Below are 26765 nucleotides of genomic sequence, written 5' to 3'. Positions count from 1 at the left end.
CGCATTGCGCTCGCGGCGTGGGAGGACTAACGACATTCTATCCTCCCACCGACGTGCCCTCCTCCATGCTCATCGTCTTCCAAAGCGTTCTGCCGATCTTCCTTCTCGTCCTCCTCGGCGTGGGATTGAAACGTGCGCCGATCATCAACGCCGATTTCTGGGACGGGCTCGAACAGTGCAGCTACTGGGTGATGTTTCCGGCCCTGTTGTTTTCGACGATGGCCAAGGCCGACTTTTCGAATACCGAGACCTTGACGGTCAGTTTCGCGGCGATCATTTCCGTTTTCGTGATGTCGGGCGGATTGCTGCTGGCATGGCCTCTGCTGCGGAACCTGCGCGTCGGCGGGCCGGCCTATACCTCGCTGTTCCAGACGGCGACGCGCTGGAACGCCTTCATGGCGCTGGCGATCGCCGCAAAGACCTACGGCCAGCAGGGCCTGACCATGGTCGGCCTGGTGATGGCGGCGATCATCATTCCGCTCAACTTCATCAATGTGACCGTGCTGTTGTGGTTCTCCGGCCACGACCGGAACTACAAGGCCATCTTCTATAGAGTCTGCACCAATCCGCTGATCGTCTCGACGGCGCTCGGCATCGTCGTCAACGTCGCCGGCATTCCGATCTACGAACCGGTGATGGTGGCGGTCGACCTGCTGTCGCAGGCTTCGCTCAGCCTCGGTCTGATCACGGTCGGCGCCGGCCTGCGGGTCATGGACGCGCTCAAGCCGAGGCCGATCACTCTCCTCGCCGTGTTCTTGAAGCTGATCGCTTTCCCGATCGTCGCCGTGGGCGTCGGCATGTTGTGCGGCATCCAGGGCAGCGCCCTCGTGCTTCTGGCACTGAGTGCCGCGGTTCCGACCGCGATGAACGGCTATCTGCTGGCGAAACAGCTGAACGGCGATGCGGACATGTATGCGGCGGCGGCGACCCTGCAGGTCGTCGCCTCGTTCCTCACCATTCCTGTCGTGATGACGGCTGTCGCCTACGTCGCTGCGGGATAAAGCAGGTCGACGATGTAGCGCGCGTCGAACCGGGCATCGAGCATGCCGTAGGTCGAGCGCCAGCCGCCGGCGAGCCGCGTTTCCAGGAAAGCGTCGGCGATCTTGCCGGCACCGAGCCGCACCAGTTCGGCGGCCGCAGCCGCAAGTGCAAGCTGCTCCACCAGAAGCCGAGCAGCTCCCTCGTCGGTCTCGCAGAGCGCCATGGCGGCGCGCAGAACCTCGACCGTCTTGCGGCCCGCAGGACCGAGATCCCGTTCGAAACCGGCGAGCACCGTGTTGAACAGGTCCCGCCCGCGCGACAGGACACGGAGCACGTCGAGCGCCATCACATTGCCCGAGCCTTCCCAGATCGCATTGACCGGAGCCTCGCGGTAATGCCGGGCGATCGGCCGTTCCTCGATATAACCGTTGCCGCCGATGCACTCCATCGCCTCGTAGATCAGCGCGGGCGCGATCTTGCAGTTCCAGTATTTGATGACCGGCGTCATGACCCGGGCGAAAGCCGCGTCGGCCGGGTTGCTGGCCGCCCGATCGAAGGAGTCGGCCAGCCTGAAAGCGAGCGCGGTCGCCGCGGCAACATCAAGCGCCATGTCGGCGAGCACCCGTGTCATCAGCGGCTGGTCGACCAGCTTCTTGCCGAACACGCTGCGGCCGCGGGTATGGTGGACCGCCTCGGCAAGCGACGCGCGCATGATGCCGGCGGATGCCAGCGCGCAATCGAGCCGCGTCAGCGTCACCATGTCGAGAATGGTGCGGATGCCGCCGCCCGGTTCGCCAAGCAGGTAACCGAAGGCATCGGTGAATTCGACTTCGGAGGACGCGTTCGAGCGGTTGCCGACCTTGTCCTTCAGGCGCTGGAACTGCAGGCCGTTCGCAGATCCGTCCTCGAGCAGCCGCGGCACCAGGAAGCAGCCGATGCCGTCGCCGGTCTTTGCCAGCATCACGAAACCGTCGCTCATCGGCGCCGACATGAACCACTTGTGGCCGGAGAGCCGGTAGATGCCCTCGCCGACCCGCTCGGCGGTCGAGCGGTTGGCGCGCACGTCCGTGCCGCCCTGCTTTTCGGTCATGCCCATGCCGAGGGTGACCGCACTCTTCTGCAGGGCCGGGCGATTCGTCGAATCGTATTTGCGCGACAGGATCTTTGGCGCCCATTCCTTCTGTACACGCGGCGAGGCCATCAGCGCGGCAATCGAGGCGCTGGTCATGGTCAGCGGGCAGAGATGGCCGCACTCGAGCTGCGCCGACAGATAGAATCGCGTCGCCCGCGCCTTGTGCTCGTGGCCCTTGGCTTCGGGTATGTTTTCCCAGACCGAGGAATGCAGGCCGGTCTGCATCGAACGGCGCATCAGCGCGTGCCAGGCCGGATGAAACTCGACGACGTCAAGCCGCTCGCCGCGCGGACCATGGGTCTTCAGCTTCGGCGGGTTCTCGTTCGCCATGCGCGCCAGTTCCTGCGCCTCCGGCGAGGTCACGTAACGGCCGAGCTGGTCGTATTCCTCGCGGATGGTGCGGTTCAGCGTGCTCGTCAGGTCGACGACCAGCGGATCGGATCGGTAGGCATTGATGCCGGACCAGGGTTTTGGCTGGTTCAGTTCGGCAAATTTTTCTTCGGCGCGCGACATCTGGTTCATGAAACGGGTTCTAGCGGAAGTTACCGGGCCTGGGAACGGCGCCCACTCAGGATTTCTGGCGTTCTCAACAAAAGGCCGCACCCACATTGAGAAACGGTCGTAGCATTTGCGAAACACAGCCTTTCATCGTATTTTCAAACGGCGGAGATAAGGCTTTGTCATGGGCGAACAAAAACTGAGCATCACGCTGCCTGACGATATGGCTGACGCCATCAAGGAGTGGGTTGAGTCCGGGCGCTACAGCTCTACGGATGACGCCATGCGTGCTGCCGTCGGCGCACTGCTGCGAGAAGACGAAGACCAGGAAAGCCGGATCGAAGCGATTCGCCAGCGGGTGCGAAAATCGATCGACGACCCGCGCCCCAGCTTGACGGGTGCCGAGGTTCGCCAGCATCTCGATGCCCTTTATGCGCGGCACAAAAGTTAGCTGCGATGGAGCACCTTCCGGTAACATATAGGCCGGAAGCTCTTCGCGATATTGACTCAATATTTCTCTATGTCCTCGACATCAGCCAGAGCCTGGCGACTGCCCAAAGTTTTACCGACAGGATTTTCGAGCATTGTGAGCGCATCGGCGACGTTCCGAGAGGCGGCATTTCCCGCGGCGACCTTGGAGAGGGAGTGCGTCTCGTGCCGTTCGAGCGGAGCGCAGTCATTCTCTACCGCTTAAATGGAGACACGGTGGAAGTCCTCAACATCTTCTATCGTGGCCGGGACTACGAAGCCATACTCTCAAACAAGCAGTGAGATAAACCCCGCGCCCGCTTGCGGCTCCTGCCGTCAGACCTTATAGACCGCCGAACGCAAGCGGAGACGTGTCCATGGTCTTCTTCCCTCACCGCCATCTGATTGGCATCAAGGGCCTTACCGAACAGGATATCACCTTTCTTCTCGACAAGGCCGACGAGGCCGTCAAGATCTCGAGGCAGCGGGAGAAAAAGACCTCCACGCTGCGTGGTCTCACCCAGATCAACCTGTTCTTCGAAGCTTCCACCCGTACACAATCGTCCTTCGAGCTCGCCGGCAAACGCCTCGGCGCCGATGTGATGAACATGTCGGTCGGCAATTCCTCGGTGAAAAAAGGCGAAACGCTGATCGACACGGCGATGACGCTGAACGCCATGCGCCCGGACGTGCTGGTGCTGCGTCATTCCTCGGCCGGTGCCGCAGCACTTCTGGCGCAAAAGGTCGCCTGCTCGGTGATCAATGCCGGCGACGGCCAGCACGAGCATCCGACCCAGGCGCTGCTCGACGCACTCACCATCCGCCGCGCCAGGGGCAAGCTGTCGCGCATCATCGTCGCCATCTGCGGCGACGTGCTGCATTCGCGCGTCGCGCGCTCCAATATTCTTCTGCTCAACGCCATGGGCGCACGGGTTCGCGTGGTGGCGCCTTCGACACTGCTGCCCTCCGGCATCAGGGACATGGGCGTCGAGGTCTTTCATTCGATGGAAGAAGGCCTCAAGGATGCCGACGTGGTGATGATGCTGCGCCTGCAGCGCGAGCGGATGGCCGGCGCCTTCGTGCCGTCGGTGCGCGAATATTTCCGCTTCTACGGGCTCGATGCCGAAAAGCTGAAGGCTGCCAAGCCGGATGCGCTGGTCATGCATCCCGGCCCGATGAACCGCGGCGTCGAGATTGCATCCGAAGTGGCCGATGGTCCGCAGAGCGTCATCGAGCAACAGGTGGAAATGGGGGTCGCGGTCCGCATGGCCGTGATGGAGGCCCTGCTCGTCTCCCAGAACCAGGGAGAACGCGCATGACCCCCACCGTCCTCAAGAACCTCCGCATCATCGACCCGTCGCGCAATCTCGACGAGACCGGCACGATCATCATCGGCGCCGACGGCCGTATCCTCGCATCGGGCAAGGATGCCCAGAACCAGGGCGCACCGGAAGGCGCGACAGTCCGGGACTGCCAGGGCCTCGTCGCGACGCCGGGCCTCGTCGATGCCCGCGTCTATGTCGGCGAACCGGGCGCCGAACACACCGAAACGATCGAATCGGCAAGCCGGGCGGCAGCCGCCGGCGGCGTCACGTCCTTCATCATGATGCCCGACACCGATCCGGTGATCGACGATATCGCGCTGGTCGAATTCGTGCAGAAGACGGCGCGCGACAAGGCGGTCGTCAACGTCCATCCGGCCGCCGCCCTCACGAAGGGGCTGGCCGGCAAGGAGATGACCGAGATCGGCCTGCTGCAGCAGTCGGGCGCCGTCGCCTTCACCAACGGCCGGCACGGGCTTTCCGACACGCTGCTCCTGCGCCGGGTGATGACCTATGCGCGCGAGTTCGATGCGGTCATCTCGCTGGAGCTGCGCGAAAAATATCTCGGCAACGGCGTGATGAACGAGGGCCTGTTCGCGAGCTGGCTCGGGCTGTCCGGTGTGCCGAAGGAAGCGGAGATCATCCCGCTCGAACGGGATTTGAGGATCGCCGCGCTGACGCGGGCGAAATACCATGCGGCGAAGATCTCCGTGGCGGAATCGGCCGAAGCCATGCGCGTCGCCCGTTCACGCGGCGCCAACGCCACCTGCGGCGTCTCGATCAATCACCTGGCGCTCAACGAGAATGACATCGGCGAATACCGCACCTTCTTCAAGCTCTCGCCACCGCTGCGCTCCGAAGACGACCGCGTGGCGATGGCCGATGCGCTTGCGGACGGCACGATCGACATCATCGTCTCCTCGCACGATCCGCAGGACGTCGATACCAAGCGCCTGCCGTTTGCCGATGCCGAGGACGGGGCGATCGGTCTCGAGACCCTGCTCGCGGCCGCACTCCGCCTGCACCATGACGGTCGCGTGCCGCTGATGCGGCTGATCGATGCGATGTCGACCCGGCCGGCGCAAATCTTCGGCCTCGATGCCGGCACGCTGAAGCCCGGCGCCAAGGCCGATATCACGCTGATAGATCTCGACGAGCCTTGGATCGTTTCGAAGGATATGATCTTGTCGCGGTCGAAGAACACGCCGTTCGAAGACGCGCGTTTCTCGGGCCGCGCCGTCGCCACCTATGTGGCCGGCAAGTGCATCTACACGCTTTAAGGGAGCACGGGCGTGAGTGAACTCTTCAACTGGCAGATCACCCTGCCAATCGCACTGGCCGCGCTGGTGTTCGGCTATCTGCTCGGTTCCATTCCCTTCGGCCTGATCCTCACGCGTTCGGCCGGGCTCGGCGATATCCGCTCGATCGGATCGGGCAATATCGGCGCCACCAACGTGCTGCGCACCGGCAACAAGAAGCTTGCCGCGGCCACCCTGCTGCTCGACGCGCTGAAGGCGACCGTCGCTGCGCTGATCGCCTGGTATCTGTTCGGAAAAGAAGCCGGCCTGCTTGCCGGCTTTGCGGCCTTCATGGGTCATCTCTTCCCGGTCTGGCTCGGTTTCAAGGGCGGCAAGGGCGTCGCCACCTATATCGGCACGCTGCTCGGCGTCGCTCCCTGGATGGTGCTGGTGTTTGCGGTGATCTGGCTCGGCGTCGCCAAGATCAGCAAATATTCGTCGCTCTCCGCTCTGGTTGCAACTCTTGTCATTCCGGTTGTGCTGTGGTTCTTAAACGAGCCGAAGATCGCGCTCGTCTTGGCCGTCATGACCGCGATTTCCTGGTGGAAGCACGAAGAAAATATCAAGCGGCTGATCGCCGGCACCGAAAGCAGGATCGGCCAAAAGGGATAGACCGGGGGAAAGAATGCCGGACGGCAGCGCGAAACGAACAGGAATTGCGCTGACGGAGAGGCAGAGGATCGCCTGGCTGAGGCTGATCCGTTCGGACAATGTCGGCCCCGCCACGTTTCGAGATCTCATCAACCACTGCGGCTCGGCGGAAAACGCTCTTGCCATGCTGCCCGAACTCTCCGCCCGTGGCGGAGCGACCAGGGCGATCCGGATTGCCGGCGTGCAGGAGGCCGAACGCGAACTCGAAGCCGCCCATCGCTTTGGGGCTCGCTTCGTCGGGATCGGCGAACCGGACTATCCGCCGGCGCTGCGCCAGATCGAAGGCGCGCCACCGCTTCTTGCCATGAAAGGTGACCTTTCCGCCGCGACCCGTCCGTCGGTCGGCGTCGTCGGATCGCGCAACGCTTCGATATCGGGCGCCAAGTTCGCAGCGATGATCGCAAGGGATTGCGGCCGTGCCGGTTATGCGGTGACGTCAGGCCTTGCCCGCGGCGTCGATACCGCAGCCCATCGGGCCAGCCTGGAAACCGGAACGATCGCGGTGCTGGCCGGCGGGCTCGACCAGCCCTACCCGCCGGAAAACATTTCACTGCTCGACGAGATCACCGAGGGCGCCGGCCTTGCAGTCAGCGAAATGCCCTTCGGCTGGGAGCCCCGCGCACGGGACTTTCCCCGCCGCAACCGGCTGATATCCGGCATTTCGCTCGGCGTCGTCGTGGTCGAGGCAGCGGAGCGTTCCGGCTCGCTGATCACCGCCAGGATGGCGACCGATTTCGGACGGCTTGTCTTCGCCGTTCCCGGCTCGCCGCTCGATCCGCGCTGCCACGGCACAAACGAGCTTCTGAAACAGGGCGCGATCGTCACAACCGGGTCGGCCGACGTCATCGAAGCCCTGGCGCCGCTCTCGCAACTCGACCTGTTCAGCGGCTCTGTGGTGGAAGAGCCAAAGAAATTCAGCGACATACTGCCGCCCAATGACGACGACCGGGCGATCATCGTTTCGGCGCTGGGGCCGACGCCGGTCGAGGTGGACGACATCATCCGCCACACGGAACTGCCCGCCTCTTCCGTCTATCTCATCCTGCTGGAACTTGATCTCGCCGGCCGGCTGCATCGGCATGTCGGCGGTCTGGTTTCAATCGCGATGGAAGACTGAGCGGGGACGCCGGCCCGCCTGTACGTCCCCCGCCTCCACATAGGCCATCTCGATGAGATAACAGAGCATATCGGCCCCCTCTCCCAAGGCGACCTGCCGGAGCTCTCCGAGCATCTGCCTTATATAGGCTATACTCTCCCTGGTATCGTCCTCGCGCCGGCCGTTTGTCTCACTTCGGGAAATCATATTCTATCCTGTCAAAAAAGTCGGCCACCGGTCCAAATAAATTCACCTCGAGGTATGCGAGGGACCATATCGCATTTATTTAAGATTGCAACCAATTGTAAATCTTCCTGTGGTTGCATCTCGTTGTACCCTATAATTTGGCACACGCCCCTTGACCGCGAGGCAAACGCCCTCCATGTCGGGAGGTCAGATTTCCGCCTGGACTGCAAAGGTTCCGGGCCAAGCCTCTATTGCAGAGAAGCAAAATGAATGTTGTCGTCGTAGAATCTCCCGCCAAGGCCAAGACAATCAACAAGTATCTCGGCCCCGGCTACAAGGTTCTCGCCTCGTTCGGCCATGTGCGCGATCTCCCGGCCAAGGACGGTTCCGTACTTCCCGACCAGGACTTCGAAATGCTGTGGGAAGTCGATAGCGCCTCCCAGAAGCGCATGAAGGATATCGCCGACGCCCTGAAAGGCTCGGACGGCCTGTTCCTCGCGACCGACCCGGATCGCGAAGGTGAAGCCATTTCCTGGCACGTGCTCGACCTTTTGAAGAAGAAGAAGCTGATCGGCGACAAGCCGGTCAAGCGCGTCGTCTTCAACGCCATCACCAAGAAGGCCGTGCTCGATGCGATGGCCAATCCGCGCGATATCGACGTGCCGCTGGTGGACGCCTATCTCGCCCGCCGCGCCCTCGACTACCTGGTCGGCTTCAATCTGTCGCCGGTGCTGTGGCGCAAGCTGCCGGGCGCACGCTCGGCCGGCCGCGTGCAGTCGGTTGCGCTGCGGCTCGTCTGCGACCGCGAGTCGGAGATCGAACGTTTCATCTCGGAAGAGTACTGGAACCTGTCGGCGCTGTTGCGCACCCCGCGCGGCGACGAGTTCGAGGGGCGCCTCGTCTCGGCCGACGGCAAGCGGCTGCAGGCCCGCTCGATCAAGAACGGCGAGGACGCCAACCGCCTGAAAGCGCTGCTCGACGGCGCGACCTATCTGGTCGACACGGTCGAGGCCAAGCCCGTCAAGCGCAACCCCGGCCCGCCCTTCACCACCTCGACGCTGCAGCAGGCCGCCTCCTCCAATATCGGCTTCAACGCTTCGCGCACCATGCAGGTGGCGCAGAAGCTTTATGAAGGCGTCGATATCGGCGGCGAGACGGTCGGTCTCATTACTTATATGCGTACCGATGGCGTGCAGATGGCGCCTGAAGCGGTCGATGCTGCCCGCAGCGCCATCGTCGACCAGTTCGGACAGCGTTACCTGCCGGAAAAGCCGCGCTTCTATTCCACCAAGGCGAAAAACGCCCAGGAAGCCCACGAAGCGATCCGCCCGACCGAATTCACCCGCACCCCGGACCAGGTGCGCCGTTATCTCGACGCCGACCAGGCCCGTCTCTACGAGCTGATCTGGAAGCGCGGCATCGCCAGCCAGATGGCGTCCGCCGAAATCGAGCGCACCACGGTCGAGATCCTCGCCGACAACAAGGGCGAGAAGGCTGGCCTTCGCGCCGTCGGCTCGGTAATCCGTTTCGACGGCTTCCTCGGCGCCTACGTGGACAACCGCGAGGATGCCGAAAAGGGCGAGGATGACGATGAAGATGGTCGCCTGCCCGAGATCAACGCCCGCGAAAAGCTCGATAAGAACAAGGTGAATGCCAGCCAGCACTTCACCGAGCCGCCGCCGCGTTATTCGGAAGCCTCGCTGATCAAGAAGATGGAAGAGCTCGGCATCGGCCGGCCGTCCACCTATGCCGCGACGCTGAAGACGCTGAGCGACCGCGAATACGTGACGATGGACAAGCGCAAGCTGATCCCGCATTCGAAGGGCCGGCTGGTGACGGCGTTCCTCGAAAGCTTCTTCACGAAATACGTGGAATACGACTTCACCGCCGATCTGGAAGAAAAGCTCGACAAGATTTCTGCCGGCGAGCTCGACTGGAAGCAGGTTCTGCGCGAATTCTGGCAGGATTTCTTCGCCCAGATCGAGGACACCAAGGAATTGCGCGTCACCAACGTGCTCGATGCGCTGAACGAGACGCTGGCGCCGCTGGTCTTCCCGAAGCGGGAGGACGGCAGCGATCCGCGCATCTGCCAGGTCTGCGGCACGGGCAACCTGTCGCTGAAGCTCGGCAAATACGGCGCCTTCGTCGGCTGCTCGAACTATCCGGACTGTAACTACACCCGCCAGCTTTCCTCGGAAGGCGGCGCGGATGCGGAAGCGAACGCTCTCAACGAACCGAAGGCACTCGGTGCCGATCCGCATACGGGCGAGGAACTGACGCTACGTTCGGGCCGGTTCGGACCCTATATCCAGCGCGGCGAAGGCAAGGAAGCCAAGCGTTCGTCGCTGCCCAAGGGCTGGAAGCCCGAGGACATCGACCACGAAAAGGCGCTGGCGTTGATCAACCTGCCGCGCGACGTCGGCAAACATCCGGAATCAGCCAAGATGATTTCGGCAGGGCTTGGCCGCTACGGGCCGTTCCTGCTGCATGACGGCAGCTATGCCAACCTGGAGAGCATCGAGGACGTGTTCTCGATCGGCCTCAACCGCGCTGTGACCTTGCTTGCCGAAAAGCAGAGCAAGGTGGCCGCAGGCGGTGGCCGCGGCCGTGGCACGCCGGCGGCACTGAAGGAACTCGGCGACCATCCGGATGGCGGCCCGATCACCGTGCGCGACGGCAAATACGGCCCTTACGTCAATTGGGGCAAGGTCAACGCGACACTGCCGAAGGGGCTCGACCCGCAATCGGTGACGATGGAGCAGGCGATGGCCTTCATCATCGAAAAGGGCGGCAAGGCACCGTCGTCCAAGGCAAAGCCGAAGAAAGCCGCCGCCAAGGCGACCACCGACACCAAGAAGGCAGCACCGAAAGCCAAGACGGCCGCCAAGGCGAAAGCTCCGGTGAAAAAGGCCGCACCCAAGGCGAAGAAGACAGGCACGTGAGAGAACCACGCGATAGATCGAGACATCCGGGAAAACGCCCCGAAAAGGTTGCCCGCGGTCACGCCGCTTCTGCAACGGAGAAGCCGGTGATCATCCACGGTGCCGTGCCGCCGCGTGATGTCCTGCTCGAATTCATCGCTGAAAACCCGGACAAGGGGTCGAAGCGGGAGATCGCCAAGGCCTTCGGGCTGAAGGGCGACACCCGCGTCGAACTGAAGGATCTCCTGCGGACGCTTGAGGAGGAAGGCCTTCTCAAGAAGAGCCGCAAGTCGCTGACCCGTCCCGATGCGCTGCCGCCCGTCACCGTTCTCGACATCACCACCCGCGACAAGGATGGCGAACTGATCGCCCGCCCGGCCGAATGGCCGGAGGAACTGGGCGCCGCCCCGGCGGTGCTCATCCGCCAATCGTCGGACAGTCGCGGCAAAGGCAGGGTGACTGCCGCAGGTCTCAACGACCGGGTGCTGGCAAAGATCTTCCCGAACAAGGACCGGACCGGACCTGCCTATACCGCCCGGGTCATCAAGATCATCGACAAGCGCCGCGGCGCCTCGCTCGGCATCGTCCATCAACTCGCCGATGGCGAGTTGCGTCTGCTGCCGATCGACCGGCGCGGTGAGGAAATGGTGATCGAGCCCGCCGATATCGGCGAGGCCAAGGACGGCGACCTCGTCGAGACGGAAGTCGTTCGCTCCGGGCGTTTCGGGCTTCCCCGCGCCCGGGTTCTGTCGATCGTCGGCACGATCGGCTCGGAAAAGGCGATCTCGATGATCGCCGTCTATTCGCACGGCATTCCGCACATCTTCCCGAAGGCGGTGCTCGACGAGGCGGAAGCGGCAAGACCGGCTTCTCTTTCGCAACGCGAGGACTGGCGTTCGCTGCCTCTCATCACCATCGACCCGGCCGACGCCAAGGACCATGACGACGCGGTCTATGCCGAGCTCGACCCCTCGCCCGACAATCCGGACGGTGTGATCGTCACCGTCGCGATCGCCGATGTCTCCTGGTATATCCGCGCCGGCTCTCCGCTCGACCGCGAGGCGCTGAAGCGCGGCAACTCGGTCTATTTCCCCGACCGGGTCGTGCCGATGCTGCCCGAGCGTATCTCCAACGATCTCTGCTCGCTGCGCGAAGGCGAGGACAGACCGGCGCTTGCCGTACGCATGGTCTTCTCCAGGGAAGGCCGCAAGGCAGGCCACACGTTTCACCGCATCATGATGAAGAGTGCCGCCAAGCTCTCCTATCAACAGGCGCAGGCGGCGATCGACGGCAAGCCGGACGACAAGACCGGTCCGCTGCTCGATCCGATCCTGAAGCCGCTCTGGCATGCCTATGGGGTGATGAAGCGCGGTCGCGACCGCCGCCAGCCGCTCGAGCTCGACATGCCGGAGCGCAAGATCCTGCTGAAGCCCGACGGCACGGTCGACCGGGTCTTCGTGCCGGACCGGCTCGATGCCCATAAACTCATCGAAGAGATGATGATCCAGGCGAACGTCGCCGCCGCCGAGACGCTGGAAAAGAAGCGCCAGGCGCTGATCTACCGCATCCACGACACGCCGTCGCTTGCCAAGCAGGAGACGCTGCGCGAGTTCCTCGCGACATTGGGAATTCCGATGGCCAAGGGCGGCCAGATGCGCGCCAACTCGTTCAACGGCATTCTCGCCAAGGCCGAGGGCACCGCCCACCAGGTGATGGTCAACGAGATGGTGCTGCGCTCCCAGAGCCAGGCGATCTACAGCCCCGAGAATATCGGCCATTTCGGCCTCAACCTGATGAAATACGCGCATTTCACCTCGCCGATCCGCCGTTACGCCGACCTGATCGTGCACCGCGCGCTGGTCGGATCGCTGGGCTTGGGCGAAGGCGGCATCAGGCCGGAGGAAGAAGCTCAGCTCGACGATATCGCCGCCGAGATCTCGACCTTCGAGCGCCGGGCGATGGCGGCCGAGCGCGATACGATCAACCGGCTGATCGCCCATCACCTCTCCGAGCGCATCGGCGAGGAATTCGTCGGCCGGATCTCCGGCGTCACCAAGGCGGGACTATTTGTCTCGCTTCCGACCTATGGTGCGGACGGATTCATACCTATATCCACGCTCGGCAACGACTACTTCATCTACGACGAGGCGCATCAGGCGCTGTCCGGAGAGAAGACCGGTCTGGGCTACCAGATCGGCGATACGGTCGATGTGCGGCTGAAACAGGCCATCCCGCTTGCCGGCGCGCTGCAGTTCGAGATGCTGAGCGAGGGCAAGAAATTGCCGACCGCGATCCGCTCCTTCCACAAATCGGGGCGGCGTGGCCGGACCCAACCCGGCACGCGGCCTCCGCGGAGCGGCCGAAGGAGATAGAATGCAGAAGCAGGACGAACAGACGGTCCGATACGGTGGCGCACAGGAGGCCGAAAGGCCGCTCGGCCGCTCCATCAGGCGGGGCTTGCTCTGCACCTGTCCTGCCTGCGGCACCGGCCGCCTGTTCCGGGCGTTCCTCAAACCGGTCGATACCTGCGCCGTCTGCGGCGAGGAAATCCATCATCACCGCGCCGACGACCTGCCGGCCTATCTGGTGATCGTCGTCGTCGGCCACGTGCTGATGACCGGCTACATGCTGACCGACATGACGCTGCGGGTCTCGCCCTGGGTGCATCTCGCCATCTGGGTGCCGCTGGCGATCCTCGCGGCGCTTCTGACTATCCAGCCGATCAAGGGCGGCGTCATCGGCTTCCAATGGGCGCTGAAGATGCACGGCTTCAATGGCACGGACGACGAAGCCGTCGATCCAGGCCGGGGCGGACCGATCGCATGACATCGTCTGCCGAGGAACAGGCTCCGTTCGCTATGGACGCGCCGAAGCATGCGCGTGTGCCCGGCGTGACGCCCAAGGACGCAGCTTCCCTGATCCTGATCGATCGCTCGGACGTGGCTCCCCGCGTCCTCATGGGCCGGCGTGGCAGCGGCCATGTCTTCATGCCTGATGTCTACGTGTTCCCGGGCGGCAAGCGCGACCCTCGCGACCATGCCCTTCCCTTCGGCGCCGACCTCGATCCGCTCGTCTTCGAAAAGCTGGCGGCAGGCACCACCGCCCGCATGACCTCGGCCCGGGCCCGGGCACTGGCGCTCGCGGCCCTCAGGGAACTCCAGGAGGAGACCGGGCTTGCCGGCGGCAGCGCTGCCGACCTCTCCCGCCTGCGCTATGTCGCCCGCGCCATCACGCCGCCAGGCAATGTCCGGCGCTACGATACGCGCTTCTTTCTCACCTTCGCCGACGAAACTCCCTTCGACATGACGCGCCTGGGCGACTCAAGCGAACTTCAGGACGTGCGCTGGCTTGACATTGCCGAGCTTTCGGGTCTGAAACTCCCGCGCATCACGCAGGCGGTTCTGGAGGACGTGAAAAACCTGATGGTCTCCGATCCGTCTTTACCGTTTGGAAGCCCGGTGTCCTTCTACTTCATGCGTCATGGACGATTCGTCCGCAGCCGACTGTAAGGAATATTGAATGGCTCAGCCGACGACAGACGCCAACGGCCATGTCGACAAGATTCACTGGCCGTCGCTGATCGCCGCCATATCCGCCATCAGCGCAGTGGGCATTGCCATCGGCCTCGGCCTGCCGCTCCTCAGCATCATTCTTGAAAAGCGCGGAATTTCCTCCACACTGATCGGCCTCAACGCCGCCATGGCCGGCGTCGCCTCCATGGCCGCCGCGCCGATCACCACCAAGATCGCTCACGACTACGGCGTCGCGCGGACGATGATGTTCGCGGTGCTCGTCGCCGCAGTCAGCGCCATCGGCTTCTTCTACGCGGATGCCTTCTGGATGTGGTTCCCGCTGCGCTTCACCTTCCACGGCGCGACGACGACACTCTTCATCCTCTCGGAATTCTGGATCAACGAGGCGGCCCCTCCCCGGCGCCGTGGGCTCGTTCTCGGCATCTATGCCACGGTGCTGGCCATCGGCTTCGCGATCGGCCCCCTGCTCTTCTCTGCGCTCGGCAGCGACGGCGTCCTGCCCTTCCTGGTCGGCGCGGCGATCATCATGCTGGCGATCATCCCGATCTTCATCGCCCGCAATGAAAGCCCCGTGTTGGATACCAAGCCGGACCGGCACTTCTTCCACTACATCTTCCTTGTGCCGACAGCGACGGCGGCGGTATTCGCCTTCGGCGCGGTTTCGGCGGGCGGACTGTCGCTGTTCCCGATCTATGCGATTCGGTCTGCTCTGACCGAGCAGCAGGCCGCCCTGCTGCTGACGGTGATGGGCATCGGCAATATGGCCTTCCAGATCCCGCTCGGCCTCTATTCCGACAAGCTGAGGGATCGGCGGCCACTCTTGACCGCCATGGCGGTGTTTGGCGTCGCGGGATCGCTTGCCTTGCCCTTCCTGATCCAGAACTGGATCATGATGGCCGTGGTGCTGTTCTTCTGGGGCGGTTGCGTCTCCGGCCTCTATACCGTCGGCCTGGCGCATCTGGGATCGCGGCTCAGCGGAGCCGACCTTGCCGCCGCCAACGCAGCCTTCATCTTCTGCTATGCGGTGGGTACGGTTGCCGGCCCACAGGGCATCGGCGCGGCCATCGATATCGCCGGCAATGACGGTTTTGCCTGGGCATTGGCGGGATTCTTTGGCTTCTATGTGCTGGTTTCCATCTGCCGAATGCTTTTCCGGTCAAAACGGAGTTGACTTTTCGGGCGCGATTTGTAATTTCGCGCCAGATTTCGCCGTGGACCCAACCCGCGTCCGCGGCTTCATTTTTTCTTAGAGGCAGAACACCATGGCGAAAGCTACGACCATCAAGATTAAGCTGCTGTCGACGGCTGACACCGGTTTCTTCTACGTCACCACGAAGAACAGCCGCACGATGACCGACAAGATGACCAAGACCAAGTACGACCCGGTCGCCAAGAAGCACGTCGAGTTCAAGGAAACCAAGATCAAGTAAGGCCTTGATCCGAGGGTTGTCGAAGGGCGCCGGCCGATAGGGCCAGGCGCCTTTTCTTTTGGGCTTTACCCAGCATTCTCCCATTGCCGTGGGCTTTCCGGAAATCGGAACCGATTTTCGGGCTGTTGCGGTAGACGAGTGATCCAGAGCGGGACAAGCTGCGTAGAAATGAAAAAGCGCCGCCCCAGAGACTGGAAGCGGCGCTTTCAAATGGGGGTCGACCAGCCTGCAATCACGGCACGAGGAACCGCTTTGGTATGCCTGCCGGTCGACCGACCCCACGACCCAGGAGATGCGGCGGACCTGAGCATCATGGGGTATCTATGTACCATTTCGGGTACACTGTCTGGTCGGGGCCAAAATTGCGCAAAACGAAAAGAAAATCAACACAATCTTAATCTCCAACCGGATCCTTCACTGTTGTTGGTTAAAATCCGCGGCCGCTACTCACATTTTTTCGATTTTCCTGGCATAAATCCGAAGTTACTCCCGGCGCCTTGTATGCTTACTTTGATCTAGCTCTTAGAAATGCCTTCTCAGTTTCAAGCACATCCTTGGCGAGCACTGTCTATCTTCTCAGCCATGCAAAAAACTCAAAGCCAATACAAATAGCTATTCTCTGCAGGCAAATTTGAGAGTGCGCGGATACATACGAAATTTCTTGAATGCGCTGCAGCAGTCCCGTTAACTGACAGCTGTTCATGAAATTCTTCCATTAATTAGCACCTGCAAAAAGTTAGGTTCCACCCAAAAATAACTGGGGACCGGGTGCTTTTTTCTCGGTGTTTCGCCGTTCGGCGAAGGCGGAGAGGAATTTCAGGATCTGCTGATTCTCTACGCGGCTGCGGCAACCACGCGGTTGCGCCCGCCGTTTTTCGCTTCATACAACGCGCGATCGGCCTGCTTCAGCAGCTGTTCCGGCGTTTCGGCGCCCTGCGTGCTGCAGGCGAGGCCGAGCGAGGCGGTGATATTGAGCATGATACCCGCCGTCTTCAAATGGAACGGCTGGCTCTCGATGATGCTGCGCAGCCGCTCGGCAATCGCTCCGGCCGACGTAGCGTCGGTATCGGGCATGACGACCACGAACTCCTCACCCCCGTAACGGCAGGCAAGATCGGCTCCCCGAACGGTCGAGCGGACGCGGGCTGCGAACTCCTTCAGTACCTCGTCGCCGGCATCGTGACCGTAGGCGTCGTTGACCGACTTGAAGCGGTCGATATCGGTGATGCAGACGGACAGCGGCTTGGAGCGTGCGGTAGCCCGATTGAACAGAACCTTGAGGTGATTGTCGAGATAACGCCGGTTGCTGAGGCCGGTCAGCCCGTCGGTGACGGCAAGCTCGATCGTCTGGCGGACGCTCATGCGCAGGCGATCGTTGTAGCGCTTGCGCTTGATCTGGGTGAGCACGCGGGCCACGAGTTCGTTCGGATCGATCGGGCGTACGATATAGTCGTTGACGCCGAGGTCGAGCGCTCGCACGATCAAATCGTCGGCGCCCATCTCGGTCACCAGCAGCAACGGCAGGAAGCGGGTGCGCTCCAACGAGCGCAGCTGCGAGCAGAGCCTCAGCGGATCGTATTCGTCGAAATTGGCGTTGACGATCACCATATCGACCGGGCTCTCCGCCGCCTCGAAAAGTGCCGCCTGCGGATCGGACATGGCAATGACGCCGGCAACCGGCTTCAACGCCTTGATGATGCGCTCCTGCGAGCTCGCGCGGCCATCGACGAGCAGGACCTGGGCCGTCTCTTCGCGGCCGTCGGCACCCTTCAGCATGTCTTCCAGCCCGATATTGCTGGCAGTGTCGGCGCGGATGCGCAGTTCGTCGCTGAGCGTCTTCAGCCGCACCAGGCTTTTCACGCGCGAAATGAGCTGCAGGTCATTGACCGGTTTGGTCAGGAAATCGTCGGCACCGGCTTTCAGGCCACGCACGCGGTCCGAAGGCTGGTCGAGCGCGGTGACCATGACGACCGGAATATGGGCGGTGCGCGGATTGGCCTTCAGCCGCTCGCAGACTTCGAAACCGTCGATGCCGGGCATCATGATGTCGAGCAGGATCAGGTCCACATGCGTGCTGTCGCAGATTGCCAGCGCCTTGTAGCCGTCGTCGGCGGTCAGGACGTCGAAATATTCAGCCAGAAGCCTGGCTTCGAGCAGCTTCACATTCGCTGGAATATCGTCGACTACCAGTATCCGCGCCGTCATGAGGTCCGTCCCGTTTTCACGCGTCGCCGAGATATGTTTTAATCGTCTCGATAAACTTCGGCACCGAGATGGGTTTCGAGACGTAGGCCTCGCAACCGCCCTGGCGAATGCGTTCCTCGTCGCCCTTCATCGCAAAGGCGGTCACTGCGATCACCGGAATGACGTGCAATTCATCGTCTTCCTTCAGCCATTTGGTGACTTCCAGCCCCGAAACCTCGGGCAGCTGGATGTCCATCAAAATCAGATCGGGGCGATGTTTGCGTGCAAGATCAAGCGCTTCCATACCGTTGCGGGTCTGGATGGTATCGTATCCCGATGCTTCGATCAGGTCGCGGAAGAGCTTCATGTTCAGCTCGTTGTCCTCGACGATCATGACCCGTTTGGGCATAGCGATCCGTTCCTTAAATCCCGGCTTGCATGAGTGCCTTCAGTATATAAGCTCCCGGAACGGCCGATTCCACAGAGCGCCTATCAGGCACGGTAAAGCCATTTAGTTGAAAAAGAGGTAACTCGGCGGACAATGCGGCGCGAACCCGGTAATGCTCGAAGCAACGAAGCCAAGGCGGAAGAGACGGCAGGCGCCATTCTCGGATGGCTCGCCAACGAACCCGACATGCTGGGCCGATTCCTCGCCCTTTCCGGCGTACAGCCCAACCAGCTGCGCAATGCGGTAAACGATCCCGGCTTTCTCGCCGGCATGATCGATTTCCTGATGGGGCACGAGCCGACCCTGCTCGCCTTCTGTGAGGCGACGGGTACAAAGCCCGAGACAGTGGCAGCAGCCTGGCAGCAATATTCCGGTCCAGGGCTCGGTTCCGGCGACTATTGAGATGAGCGAGATCCTCGACCTTTCCCATGTGCGCCTCGGCGACCGGCCGCTCGTCGTTTGCGATATCGACGATGTGGTGCTGCACTTCGTGGCCCCCTTTCAGGATTTTCTGCGCGGTGAAGGTCACGAACTGCGCCCACGTTCCTTCCGCCTTACCGGCAATATCGTCTCCGTCGAGACCCAGACGGCGCTCGAGCCTGTGCAGGTGCGGGGGCTGATCGAAGCCTTTTTCGAGGCGCAGGAAAACTGGCAGATCCCGACCGAATTTGTCGTCCAGACACTGCAGACGCTGTCGGAGGATGCGGACGTGGTGTTCCTTACCGCTATGCCTCCGCGCTATCGCGACCACCGCCGCCGGCTTCTCGACCAGATCGGCCTCACCTTCCCACTGATCGCCAGCGAGGAGCCCAAGGGTCCGATCATGCAGCGCCTGCATGCCGGACGTCCCCTGCCCTCGGTCTTCATCGACGACATGGCACACAATCTCCACTCGGTGCGGGATCATGTCGCCGAATGCCTCGTCCTCCACATGATGCCCGACTCGCCCCTGCATCTGCTTGCGCCGAAACCGGACGAAGGTATCGCCAGGGCGATGGACTGGGCCCATGCCGCCGGGCTGATCTATACCCATATCCAGTCCAAAGCCGCCTGACATCTAAAGTTCCAGCCGCATCAGCGGTCGTCCCTCCTTGCGGCGCTCCACCACGTGGAAGCCGGCGGCGTCGAAGATCGCCGTCGAGCCGATGCACAGCGTCACCGATTTCGACTGCTTCACATGATCGATCGGACAGGCATCGACGAACCGCGCTCCCATCTGGCGTGCATAGTCGATGGCGCCTGACAGCAGGCGGTGGCTCAGCCCTTTGCCCCTGAGCTTCGGCGTCAGGAAAAAACAGCTGACCGCCCAGACAGAGGGATCGGTTGCATCCCCCTCCTCCAGCGGGCGCGAGACGGTGCGCGGCGAATTGAACTGCGGCACATCATGGCGCGGTCCGACCTGTACCCAGGCGACCGGCCCGCCATCCGCGTAGGCCAGAATGCCGGGCGGCGGACCAGCATTTATACGGTCGTGGATATGATCCTTCCGCTCCTGCGGCTGCATCCTGGTGCGCACCGCATGCGGCAGGCGCAGAGCGACGCACCAACAGTGGTAGAAGGCACCCTGCGGGCCGAAGAGCATTTCGAAATCCCCCCAGCGCTCTGCCGTCACGGGCTCGAAACGAAGATCGATATCCACGCCAAACCTCCACACCGTACCTTGTGACTCACGAGCTTAGGCTTTAACGTCGCGGTGTTCAACCTTTGTTCTCTGCCATGACGCCCACGCCTGACAAGACACCCGGCTTCTGTCGCGACTGCCTTGCTGAGCAGAAGGCGGAAGTGCGCCGTTGCCGCGCCTGCGGCAGCCCGCGTCTTGTCTATCACAAGGAACTCTACGCGCTGACGCTGGCGCATATCGATTGCGACGCCTTTTATGCGACGATCGAAAAACGCGACAATCCGGAGCTTGCAGACAAACCGGTGATCATCGGCGGCGGCAAACGCGGTGTCGTCTCGACGGCCTGCTATATCGCTCGCATCAACGGCGTGCGCTCGGCGATGCCGATGTTCAAGGCGCTGGAACTCTGCCCCGACGCGGTCGTGATTCCACCGAACATGGAAAAATATGTGACAGTGGGGCGACAGGTGCGCGCCATGATGCACGATCTGACGCCGCTGGTTCAGCCGCTGTCGATCGACGAGGCCTTCCTCGAACTCGCCGGCACCGAACGGCTGCACCACGCCCCGCCGGCGCGAATTCTCGCCAAGTTCGCCAAGCGAGTGCAGGACGAGATCGGCATCAGCGTTTCGGTCGGCCTCTCCTATTGCAAGTTTCTCGCCAAGGTCGCCTCGGATCTCCAGAAGCCGCGCGGTTTTTCGGTGATCGGGCAGGAAGAGGCGCTAGAATTCCTGGCAGCGCGGCCCGTCACCACGATCTGGGGCGTCGGCAAGGCGTTCAACGCAACGCTGGAGGCAGACGGGATCCGCACCATCGGCCAGCTCCAGACCATGCAGGAAGCCGACCTGATGCGCCGCTACGGCTCGATGGGCCAGCGGCTCTATCGCCTCTCGCGCGGCATCGACGACCGGGAAGTGCATGTAAACGACGCGGCCAAGAGCGTTTCGGCCGAGACCACCTTTTTCGACGATATCTCCAGCTATGACGACCTCGTGCCGATCCTGCGGCGGCTTTCCGAAAAGGTCTCGGCACGGCTGAAGAAACACGGCATTGCCGGGCAGACCGTCGTTCTCAAGCTGAAGACCTCCGACTTCAAGAGCCGCACCCGCAACAAGCGGCTGGAGGACCCGACCCAGCTCGCCGACCGCATTTTTCGCACCGGGCTGTCACTTATGGAGCGCGAGACCGACGGCACCAAATTCCGCCTGCTGGGCATCGGCGTCACCGATCTCGGCGATCCGACACTTGCCGATCCGCCCGACCTCGTTGACCGCCAGGCCGGCCGGCGGGCGGCTGCGGAAGCGGCGATGGACAAGCTGCGCGACAAATTCGGCAAGGCCGCGGTCGAGACCGGATATACTTTCGGGAACCGCCGACGGGATCAATGAAATGTGATCCGTTATTAACCATAACGTTAAAACTACTCGCGGTGCGGATAACCTTCCTTAAACCTCATGCGCTAATATGCGGGTCTTGTATTGCGTATGGGGTCGGTCATGTTGCGTCGCCTGGTGTTCGGGTTAGGTCTTTTGTCTGCGACCATGCTGTCGCATGCGGCTTTTGCGGAAGGTGCCCGCACGCTGCAGATCATCGTTTCCAAGGACAAGCAGTCGCTTGTCGTCTATGACGGCGAAACGGTCCTCACCACCTCCAAGGTGTCGACCGGCAAGCAAGGCCACACGACGCCGAGCGGGATCTTCTCGATCCTCGAAAAACAGAAATATCACGAATCCAACCTCTATTCGAACGCGCCCATGCCGTGGATGCAGCGCCTCACCTGGTCGGGCATCGCGCTTCACGAGTCGAACAGCGTGCCGAGCTATCCGGCCTCGCATGGCTGCGTGCGCATGCCGGGCGCATTTGCCAAGTCGCTCTTCCAGATGACCGAGCGCGGCGCGCATGTGATCATCACGGATGCGCCGGTCGTGCCGCAATTGATCGAGAACGCCAACCTGTTCCTGCCGCGCAAGCCGCTGCCGACAGGACCGCTGCTTTCCGATGTCCAACTGCGGACCTCGTCGATCGGCAGCAGTTCGAAGCCGGTCGAAGTGGCGATGAACGTCGTTCCGAACAATCCCTCGATCGTCCATCCGACGACCGACGCGCGGCCGGCTCCGACCCAACCGGTCGAGGCCGCGAAAGAGGATGTCGCACCGCTTCGCATCCTCATCACCCGCCGCGGCGAGCGCGAGACATTGATGGATGCCCAGATCCTGCTGCAGCAGCTCGGGTTCGACACCGGCGGCGGTGACGGGTTCGCCGGTCCGATGACCCGCAGCGCGATTGCCGGCTTCAAGCGCTGGAAGAACCTGTCGCCCAAGGGCGCGCTGGTGACGCCGGAATTCCTGGCGTCTCTCTACGAAACCGCGGGCAAGCCGCGTCCGCCGATGGGCCAGATCATGGTGCGCCAGAATTTCCAGCCGCTGTTCGAGGCTCCGGTCGGCATCAAGGATCCCGAAATCGCGCTCGGCACGCATTTCTTCAGCGTCGACAAGGTCGAGCGCAAGGAAGAGACGGCCGAATGGCACAGCGTCACGGTTCCCAACGGCCTCAGCGCTGCGATGAAGCAGCGGCTCGGGATCACCGTCGCCGACGATCCCTACGCGCCGGGCGCCGCCGCGCAGGCTCTCAACCGCATCGAAATGCCGGCCGACATTCGCGACCGGATCGAGACGCTGATCAGCGACGGCTCGTCTCTGACGATCAACGACCAGGGCATCGGCCAGGATACCGGCGACGGCACCGATTTCATCACCGTCACCCAGCCGGTGCAGCGGGTGGCTGAAGCGCAGGCCTCCATCACCAGGCCGCAGCCGGTCAACCAGCGGCGGACGGCGGCGAAGCCGCGCGCCTACGGCCTCTATTAAAGTCTTCTAGACCAGCTCGACATCGAGAACGCCCGGCGCGGTCCTCAGCGCCGCGGCGATTTCGGGCGAGATGCGGTATTTTTCCGTCAGCTCCACCTCGATTTCCCGCTTGCCGTCATCCTTGATGATCACGAAGGACACCAGCCCGTCGCCCCGGGCGTTGAGGTGCCGCGCGACGGCGCGCATCGGGCCTGAATCGCGCACGAAGACGCGCAGCGCCTTCTGCATCTGCACCGACTTTTCCTCGAGCGACTGGGCGGTCTGGATGCGCAGGCCTATGCCTTCCGGCCGCTCTTCCGCCTGCACGGTGATGACCAGCGACTTGCCGGGTTCGAGCAGGTCTCGATATTGCGCCAACCCTTCCGAGAACAGCACCGCCTCGAACTGGCCGGTGGCATCCGAGAAGGTGACGATTCCCATCTTGTTGCCGGTGCGGGTCTTGCGCTCCTGCTTGCCGGTCACCGTTCCGGCCAGCCGGCCGGCGGTAGCGCCCTGTTTCACGGCGGCGGAAAAGTCAGCAAAGTTCTGGACGCGCATCTTGGCAAGCACGCTCGCATAGGCATCGAGCGGATGGGCGGAGAGATAGAAGCCGAGCACCTGATATTCGCGCATCAGCTTTTCGGACGGCATCCAGGGGGTAAACGACGGAAAAATCAACGTTTCCGGCCCGGAGGCGGAGGACGAGCCGAACATGTCGTGCTGGCCGCTGACCTTCTCCCCTTGCGCGCGCTGCGCATAACCGATGATGCGATCGAGGCCGCCGCTCAATTCGGCGCGATCTCGACCGAAACAATCGAAGGCGCCCGCCGAGATCAGGCTTTCCATGACGCGACGGTTGACCTGTTTCGGATCGATCCGCAGGCAGAAGTCCTCGATGCTGGCAAACGGCATATCGCCGCGCACTTCGGTAATGTGATCGACCGCAGACTCGCCGACGCCCTTGATGGCGGCCAGCGCATAATAGATCCGGTTGTCGCCGGTCTCGAAATGCCGGAACGAGGTCTGCACCGACGGCGGAATGACCGCGATGCCGAGGCGGCCGGCATCCTGCCGGAAATCGTTCAGCTTCTCGCTGTTCGACATATCGTAGGTCATGGAGGCGGCGAGGAACTCGACCGGATAATGCGCCTTCATGAAGGCGGTCTGGTAGGAAACGATCGCGTAGGCCGCGGCATGGCTTTTGTTGAAGCCGTAGTTGGCGAATTTTGCCAGCAGTTCGAAGATGTTGTTGGCCTGCGGCTTGGAGACGCCGTTCTTGATGGCGCCATCGACAAAGCGTTCGCTCTGCTGGTCCATCTCGGCCTTGATCTTCTTGCCCATGGCGCGGCGCAGCAGGTCGGCCTCGCCGAGCGAATAGCCCGACAGCACCTGAGCGATCTGCATGACCTGCTCCTGGTAGACGATGACCCCTTGGGTCTCCTTCAGGAGGTGGTCGATCGTCGGATGGATCGATTCGATCTCCTCCTCGCCGTGCTTGCGGGCATTGTAGGTCGGAATGTTTTCCATCGGGCCCGGACGATAAAGCGCCACGAGCGCGATGATGTCCTCGATACAGTCCGGCCGCATGCCGATCAGCGCCTTGCGCATGCCGGCACTTTCCACCTGAAACACGCCGACCGTCTCGCCGCGCGACAGCATCTCGTAGGTCTTGGTGTCGTCGAGCGGGATCTTGGCGAGATCGATCTCGATGCCGCGCTTGCGACAGAAATCGACCGCGGTCTTCAGCACGGTCAGCGTCTTCAGGCCGAGGAAGTCGAACTTCACCAGGCCCGCCTGCTCCACCCATTTCATGTTGAACTGGGTGACCGGCATGTCCGAGCGCGGGTCGCGATACATCGGCACGAGCTTCGACAGCGGCCGGTCACCGATGACGATGCCGGCGGCGTGGGTCGAGGCGTGGCGATAGAGGCCTTCGATCTTCTGGGCGATATCGAGAAGGCGGGCGACGACGGGCTCCTTGTCGGCCTCCTCTTGGAATTTCGGATCCTCCTCGATCGCCTTCGACAGGGGCGTCGGGTTGGCCGGGTTGTTCGGCACCAGCTTGCAGATCTTGTCGACCTGGCCATAGGGCATTTCGAGCACGCGGCCGACGTCGCGAAGCGCGGCGCGCGCCTGCAGCGAGCCGAAGGTGATGATCTGCGCCACCTGCTCGCGGCCGTATTTCTGCTGCACGTAGCGGATCACCTCTTCACGGCGATCCTGGCAGAAGTCGATGTCGAAGTCCGGCATCGAGACGCGGTCGGGATTGAGGAAACGTTCGAACAGCAGCGAGAAGCGCAGCGGATCGACGTCGGTAATGGTGAGCGCATAGGCGACCAGCGAGCCCGCACCCGAACCACGGCCGGGACCGACCGGGATGCCCTGCTGCTTGGCCCATTTGATGAAGTCGGCAACGATCAGGAAGTAGCCCGGAAACTTCATCTTCTCGATGACGCTGAGCTCGAAATCCAGCCGGTCGCGATAATCCTGTTCTGTATAACCGCGCGTCATGCCGAGCGTCGCGATGCGCTCTTCGAGCCCTTCCACGGACTGGCGGCGCAGCTCCTCCGCCTCGGCGCGTTCGGCTTCCGCCGGATCGTCGGTGGCGCCGGTGAAGCGCGGCAGGATCGGATTGCGGGTTTTCAGCACGAAAGAGCAGCGCCGGGCGATCTCGACGGTGTTTTCGAGCGCCTCCGGCAGGTCGGCGAACAGCTTTGCCATCTCGGCGCGGCTCTTCAGATAATGGTCCGGCGTCAGGCGGAACCGGGTGTCGTCCGAGACGATCGCATTATGGGCCACCGCCATCAGCGCGTCATGGGCATCAAACTCGGACTTGGTGGGAAAGAAGGCCTCGTTGGTCGCCACCAGCGGCAGGTCGTGGTCGTAGGCGAGCGTGACGATCTTGTGCTCGTGGCGCCGATCGTAGGCGCCGTGGCGCTGCAGTTCGACGTAAAGCCGATCGCCGAATATCTCCTTGAGTTTCAGCAACCTCGCTTCGGCAAGCGTAGCATTGCCTTCCTTCAGAGCCATATCGACCGGCCCGCTTCCGGCCCCGGTCAGCGCGATCAACCCCTCGGTGCCGCCGTCCTCCAGCCAGGAGCGGCTGATATGGATGGACTGATGCCCCTCGTCGCCGAGATAGGCGCGGCTGATCAGGTCGACGAGCCGTTCGTAACCGACGGCATTGGCCGCCAGCACGACGATCGCCGGCAGCTTGGCGAGCTGCTGGTGGCTGTTGCGCCGCTCGTCCGACTGGTCTTCCATATCGATCGACAGCTGACAGCCGATGATCGGCTGCAGGCCGTCTCCGATCGCCTTCTGGGCGAATTCCAGCGCGACGAAGAGATTGTTGGTGTCGGTTATCGCGATCGCAGGCTGATTGTCCGCGATCGCCTTCGAGAGGATCTTCTTGAGCGGCAAGGCGCCCTCGAGAAGCGAGTAGGCGGAATGGACGCGCAGGTGAACGAATTGAGGGCTGGTTCCCAGCTCTTCCGATCCCGATTTTATGTCCATTTTGTCTGCCATGTCTGCGCCTTGCCCGTTTGATGAAGCGGGAACCATCTCATGAATCAGGCTATTGTCCGGCGCAGGGCTTTGAGAGTCCAGTTCGGAATTCCCTCCTCAACGCCTTTCGCCAGAGGGACCGGCTGGGTGTCCGATCACATGGCCATCATGATCATGGAGAGGCTGGCCACGAAGGTGGCGATGGAAGCGAATGCGGCAATGTCACGAAGCAGGTCAGTCATCGTCGTCTCCCGTGTTCTCTTATGTTTTTAATTTGTTCTCATTTTGTTTGAGAGTCAATAAAAGAACAGACCGGAAACAAACATATCGCGATATCCTCCCTCACCTGGTAAACAAGGCGTTAACGGTGAGGTTCGGCCGAATCCCCGCGTCGCCGGAGGCGAGACCATTTTCCGCGAACCCGAACGCCAAGGTTTTGCGTCTTACCCTTGACGTCCGCGCCGGTCCCGCCTCGCCGGCACGCCTGCCGGTGTATCCGCGACGAAACGGTGAGATTGTAGGCACGGGCCGAGAGGGTGGGGATGAGAGGGAGGCTAAGTGCTTGATGGGGTTGGCGGGGAGGTTTCGAATATGCCCGATAGGGCGGCGCCTGGAGGATGGATCCTCGGGCCATCCTCGGGTTTAA

23 protein-coding genes are annotated in these 26765 nt (G+C 62.4%); 17 read left to right on the top strand and 6 right to left on the bottom strand.

Features of this window, described 5'->3' with window-relative positions:
- The first annotated feature begins 65 nt into the window (after positions 1 to 65).
- Positions 66 to 1001, top strand: coding sequence for an AEC family transporter (locus C5J22_RS04950; protein ID WP_105437642.1), 936 nt, complete (start codon positions 66 to 68; stop codon positions 999 to 1001).
- Here C5J22_RS04950 and C5J22_RS04945 read toward each other — a convergent pair.
- A complete protein-coding gene (locus tag C5J22_RS04945; RefSeq protein WP_105424873.1) occupies positions 983 to 2635 on the bottom strand; it encodes an acyl-CoA dehydrogenase family protein in 1653 nt (550 codons plus the stop codon). The genes C5J22_RS04950 and C5J22_RS04945 overlap by 19 nt on opposite strands.
- A gap of 160 nt (positions 2636 to 2795) precedes the next feature.
- Between C5J22_RS04945 and C5J22_RS04940 the strand changes: the two genes are divergently transcribed.
- The 6 genes from C5J22_RS04940 (at position 2796) to dprA (ending at position 7467) form a co-directional block, all read left to right on the top strand.
- Positions 2796 to 3062, top strand: a complete 267-nt coding sequence (locus C5J22_RS04940) for a type II toxin-antitoxin system ParD family antitoxin (RefSeq protein ID WP_105419493.1) — start codon at positions 2796 to 2798, stop codon at positions 3060 to 3062.
- Positions 3063 to 3067: 5 nt separating this feature from the next.
- Complete coding sequence (locus tag C5J22_RS04935) at positions 3068 to 3382, top strand: type II toxin-antitoxin system RelE/ParE family toxin (protein ID WP_105437416.1); 315 nt, start codon at positions 3068 to 3070, stop codon at positions 3380 to 3382.
- Positions 3383 to 3456: 74 nt separating this feature from the next.
- The gene (locus C5J22_RS04930) at positions 3457 to 4398 is read left to right on the top strand and encodes an aspartate carbamoyltransferase catalytic subunit (RefSeq protein WP_105437415.1); all 942 of its coding nucleotides are present in this window, start codon (positions 3457 to 3459) and stop codon (positions 4396 to 4398) included.
- Positions 4395 to 5681 (top strand): dihydroorotase, encoded by a 1287-nt coding sequence (locus C5J22_RS04925; RefSeq protein WP_105437414.1) that lies wholly within the window; start codon positions 4395 to 4397, stop codon positions 5679 to 5681. Before C5J22_RS04930 ends, C5J22_RS04925 begins: the two co-directional genes overlap by 4 nt.
- A 12-nt stretch (positions 5682 to 5693) precedes the next feature.
- Positions 5694 to 6311, top strand: a complete 618-nt coding sequence (plsY, locus tag C5J22_RS04920) for a glycerol-3-phosphate 1-O-acyltransferase PlsY (RefSeq protein WP_105437413.1) — start codon at positions 5694 to 5696, stop codon at positions 6309 to 6311.
- 13 nt (positions 6312 to 6324) lie between these two features.
- Entirely contained in the window at positions 6325 to 7467 is a 1143-nt protein-coding gene (gene dprA, locus C5J22_RS04915; protein ID WP_105437412.1) for a DNA-processing protein DprA, read from the top strand.
- On the opposite strand, the gene C5J22_RS31585 is transcribed toward dprA, so the two are convergent.
- The gene (locus C5J22_RS31585; protein ID WP_105401045.1) at positions 7447 to 7653 is read right to left on the bottom strand and encodes a hypothetical protein; all 207 of its coding nucleotides are present in this window, start codon (positions 7651 to 7653) and stop codon (positions 7447 to 7449) included. The two genes, dprA and C5J22_RS31585, sit on opposite strands and share 21 nt — an antisense overlap.
- A 245-nt stretch (positions 7654 to 7898) precedes the next feature.
- On the opposite strand from C5J22_RS31585, the gene topA reads away from it, so the two are divergent.
- The 6 genes from topA (at position 7899) to rpmG (ending at position 15516) form a co-directional block, all read left to right on the top strand.
- Positions 7899 to 10574, top strand: a complete 2676-nt coding sequence (gene topA / locus C5J22_RS04905) for a type I DNA topoisomerase (protein ID WP_105437411.1) — start codon at positions 7899 to 7901, stop codon at positions 10572 to 10574.
- Complete coding sequence (gene rnr / locus C5J22_RS04900; protein ID WP_105437410.1) at positions 10571 to 12925, top strand: ribonuclease R; 2355 nt, start codon at positions 10571 to 10573, stop codon at positions 12923 to 12925. Before topA ends, rnr begins: the two co-directional genes overlap by 4 nt.
- Position 12926: 1 nt before the next feature.
- The gene (locus C5J22_RS04895) at positions 12927 to 13379 is read left to right on the top strand and encodes a DUF983 domain-containing protein (protein WP_105401042.1); all 453 of its coding nucleotides are present in this window, start codon (positions 12927 to 12929) and stop codon (positions 13377 to 13379) included.
- Positions 13376 to 14062: an NUDIX hydrolase gene (locus tag C5J22_RS04890; RefSeq protein ID WP_105437409.1), complete on the top strand. Its 687-nt coding sequence runs from the start codon at positions 13376 to 13378 to the stop codon at positions 14060 to 14062. The genes C5J22_RS04895 and C5J22_RS04890 overlap by 4 nt, the downstream gene beginning before the upstream one ends.
- Positions 14063 to 14072: 10 nt before the next feature.
- Positions 14073 to 15257: an MFS transporter gene (locus tag C5J22_RS04885; protein WP_105437408.1), complete on the top strand. Its 1185-nt coding sequence runs from the start codon at positions 14073 to 14075 to the stop codon at positions 15255 to 15257.
- A 91-nt stretch (positions 15258 to 15348) separates the two neighbouring features.
- A complete protein-coding gene (gene rpmG, locus C5J22_RS04880; protein WP_003547442.1) occupies positions 15349 to 15516 on the top strand; it encodes a 50S ribosomal protein L33 in 168 nt (55 codons plus the stop codon).
- Positions 15517 to 16350: 834 nt separating this feature from the next.
- Here the strand turns inward: rpmG and C5J22_RS04875 are convergent.
- Both C5J22_RS04875 and C5J22_RS04870 read right to left on the bottom strand, forming a co-directional pair.
- Positions 16351 to 17721, bottom strand: a complete 1371-nt coding sequence (locus tag C5J22_RS04875; protein WP_105437407.1) for a PleD family two-component system response regulator — start codon at positions 17719 to 17721, stop codon at positions 16351 to 16353.
- A gap of 16 nt (positions 17722 to 17737) precedes the next feature.
- Positions 17738 to 18109 carry a response regulator gene (locus C5J22_RS04870; protein ID WP_007765577.1) on the bottom strand — a complete coding sequence of 124 codons (372 nt, stop codon included), beginning with the start codon at positions 18107 to 18109 and terminating at the stop codon, positions 17738 to 17740.
- A gap of 132 nt (positions 18110 to 18241) precedes the next feature.
- Between C5J22_RS04870 and C5J22_RS04865 the strand changes: the two genes are divergently transcribed.
- Together C5J22_RS04865 and C5J22_RS04860 are read left to right on the top strand one after the other, a co-directional pair.
- Positions 18242 to 18550, top strand: coding sequence for a DUF3572 domain-containing protein (locus C5J22_RS04865; RefSeq protein WP_105437406.1), 309 nt, complete (start codon positions 18242 to 18244; stop codon positions 18548 to 18550).
- Position 18551: 1 nt separating this feature from the next.
- Complete coding sequence (locus tag C5J22_RS04860) at positions 18552 to 19202, top strand: hypothetical protein (protein WP_105437405.1); 651 nt, start codon at positions 18552 to 18554, stop codon at positions 19200 to 19202.
- A 3-nt stretch (positions 19203 to 19205) separates the two neighbouring features.
- Here C5J22_RS04860 and C5J22_RS04855 read toward each other — a convergent pair whose 3' ends face one another.
- Entirely contained in the window at positions 19206 to 19787 is a 582-nt protein-coding gene (locus C5J22_RS04855; RefSeq protein ID WP_105437404.1) for a GNAT family N-acetyltransferase, read from the bottom strand.
- A gap of 77 nt (positions 19788 to 19864) precedes the next feature.
- Here C5J22_RS04855 and C5J22_RS04850 point away from each other — a divergent pair, with 77 nt between their 5' ends.
- Both C5J22_RS04850 and C5J22_RS04845 read left to right on the top strand, forming a co-directional pair.
- The gene (locus tag C5J22_RS04850) at positions 19865 to 21157 is read left to right on the top strand and encodes a DNA polymerase IV (RefSeq protein WP_046667901.1); all 1293 of its coding nucleotides are present in this window, start codon (positions 19865 to 19867) and stop codon (positions 21155 to 21157) included.
- 108 nt (positions 21158 to 21265) lie between these two features.
- A complete protein-coding gene (locus C5J22_RS04845) occupies positions 21266 to 22636 on the top strand; it encodes a L,D-transpeptidase (protein WP_105437641.1) in 1371 nt (456 codons plus the stop codon).
- Positions 22637 to 22642: 6 nt separating this feature from the next.
- On the opposite strand, the gene dnaE is transcribed toward C5J22_RS04845, so the two are convergent.
- A complete protein-coding gene (gene dnaE / locus C5J22_RS04840; RefSeq protein ID WP_172746547.1) occupies positions 22643 to 26128 on the bottom strand; it encodes a DNA polymerase III subunit alpha in 3486 nt (1161 codons plus the stop codon).
- Between the last annotated feature and the right edge of the window lie 637 nt (positions 26129 to 26765).

Origin of the sequence: Neorhizobium sp. T25_13, assembly GCF_002968675.1 — a bacterium.
Taxonomy (GTDB): domain Bacteria; phylum Pseudomonadota; class Alphaproteobacteria; order Rhizobiales; family Rhizobiaceae; genus Neorhizobium; species Neorhizobium tomejilense.
The sequence above is the reverse complement of the archived record's forward strand: the minus strand, read 5'-3'. Positions and strand labels throughout refer to the sequence as shown.

Bases quoted from the DNA above. Each gene is read 5' to 3' on its own strand.
- rpmG (WP_003547442.1), top strand. From the start codon at position 15,349: ATGGCGAAAGCTACGACCATCAAGATTAAGCTGCTGTCGACGGCTGAC.
- C5J22_RS04865 (WP_105437406.1), top strand. From the start codon at position 18,242: ATGCGGCGCGAACCCGGTAATGCTCGAAGCAACGAAGCCAAGGCGGAA.
- C5J22_RS04925 (WP_105437414.1), top strand. From the start codon at position 4,395: ATGACCCCCACCGTCCTCAAGAACCTCCGCATCATCGACCCGTCGCGC.
- C5J22_RS04885 (WP_105437408.1), top strand. From the start codon at position 14,073: ATGGCTCAGCCGACGACAGACGCCAACGGCCATGTCGACAAGATTCAC.
- C5J22_RS04890 (WP_105437409.1), top strand. From the start codon at position 13,376: ATGACATCGTCTGCCGAGGAACAGGCTCCGTTCGCTATGGACGCGCCG.
- C5J22_RS04945 (WP_105424873.1), bottom strand. From the start codon at position 2,635: ATGAACCAGATGTCGCGCGCCGAAGAAAAATTTGCCGAACTGAACCAG.
- C5J22_RS04895 (WP_105401042.1), top strand. From the start codon at position 12,927: ATGCAGAAGCAGGACGAACAGACGGTCCGATACGGTGGCGCACAGGAG.
- C5J22_RS04940 (WP_105419493.1), top strand. From the start codon at position 2,796: ATGGGCGAACAAAAACTGAGCATCACGCTGCCTGACGATATGGCTGAC.
- C5J22_RS04870 (WP_007765577.1), bottom strand. From the start codon at position 18,109: ATGCCCAAACGGGTCATGATCGTCGAGGACAACGAGCTGAACATGAAG.
- C5J22_RS31585 (WP_105401045.1), bottom strand. From the start codon at position 7,653: ATGATTTCCCGAAGTGAGACAAACGGCCGGCGCGAGGACGATACCAGG.
- C5J22_RS04930 (WP_105437415.1), top strand. From the start codon at position 3,457: ATGGTCTTCTTCCCTCACCGCCATCTGATTGGCATCAAGGGCCTTACC.
- C5J22_RS04850 (WP_046667901.1), top strand. From the start codon at position 19,865: ATGACGCCCACGCCTGACAAGACACCCGGCTTCTGTCGCGACTGCCTT.
- C5J22_RS04860 (WP_105437405.1), top strand. From the start codon at position 18,552: ATGAGCGAGATCCTCGACCTTTCCCATGTGCGCCTCGGCGACCGGCCG.
- C5J22_RS04845 (WP_105437641.1), top strand. From the start codon at position 21,266: ATGTTGCGTCGCCTGGTGTTCGGGTTAGGTCTTTTGTCTGCGACCATG.
- topA (WP_105437411.1), top strand. From the start codon at position 7,899: ATGAATGTTGTCGTCGTAGAATCTCCCGCCAAGGCCAAGACAATCAAC.
- C5J22_RS04950 (WP_105437642.1), top strand. From the start codon at position 66: ATGCTCATCGTCTTCCAAAGCGTTCTGCCGATCTTCCTTCTCGTCCTC.
- dprA (WP_105437412.1), top strand. From the start codon at position 6,325: ATGCCGGACGGCAGCGCGAAACGAACAGGAATTGCGCTGACGGAGAGG.
- C5J22_RS04935 (WP_105437416.1), top strand. From the start codon at position 3,068: ATGGAGCACCTTCCGGTAACATATAGGCCGGAAGCTCTTCGCGATATT.
- C5J22_RS04875 (WP_105437407.1), bottom strand. From the start codon at position 17,721: ATGACGGCGCGGATACTGGTAGTCGACGATATTCCAGCGAATGTGAAG.
- dnaE (WP_172746547.1), bottom strand. From the start codon at position 26,128: ATGGACATAAAATCGGGATCGGAAGAGCTGGGAACCAGCCCTCAATTC.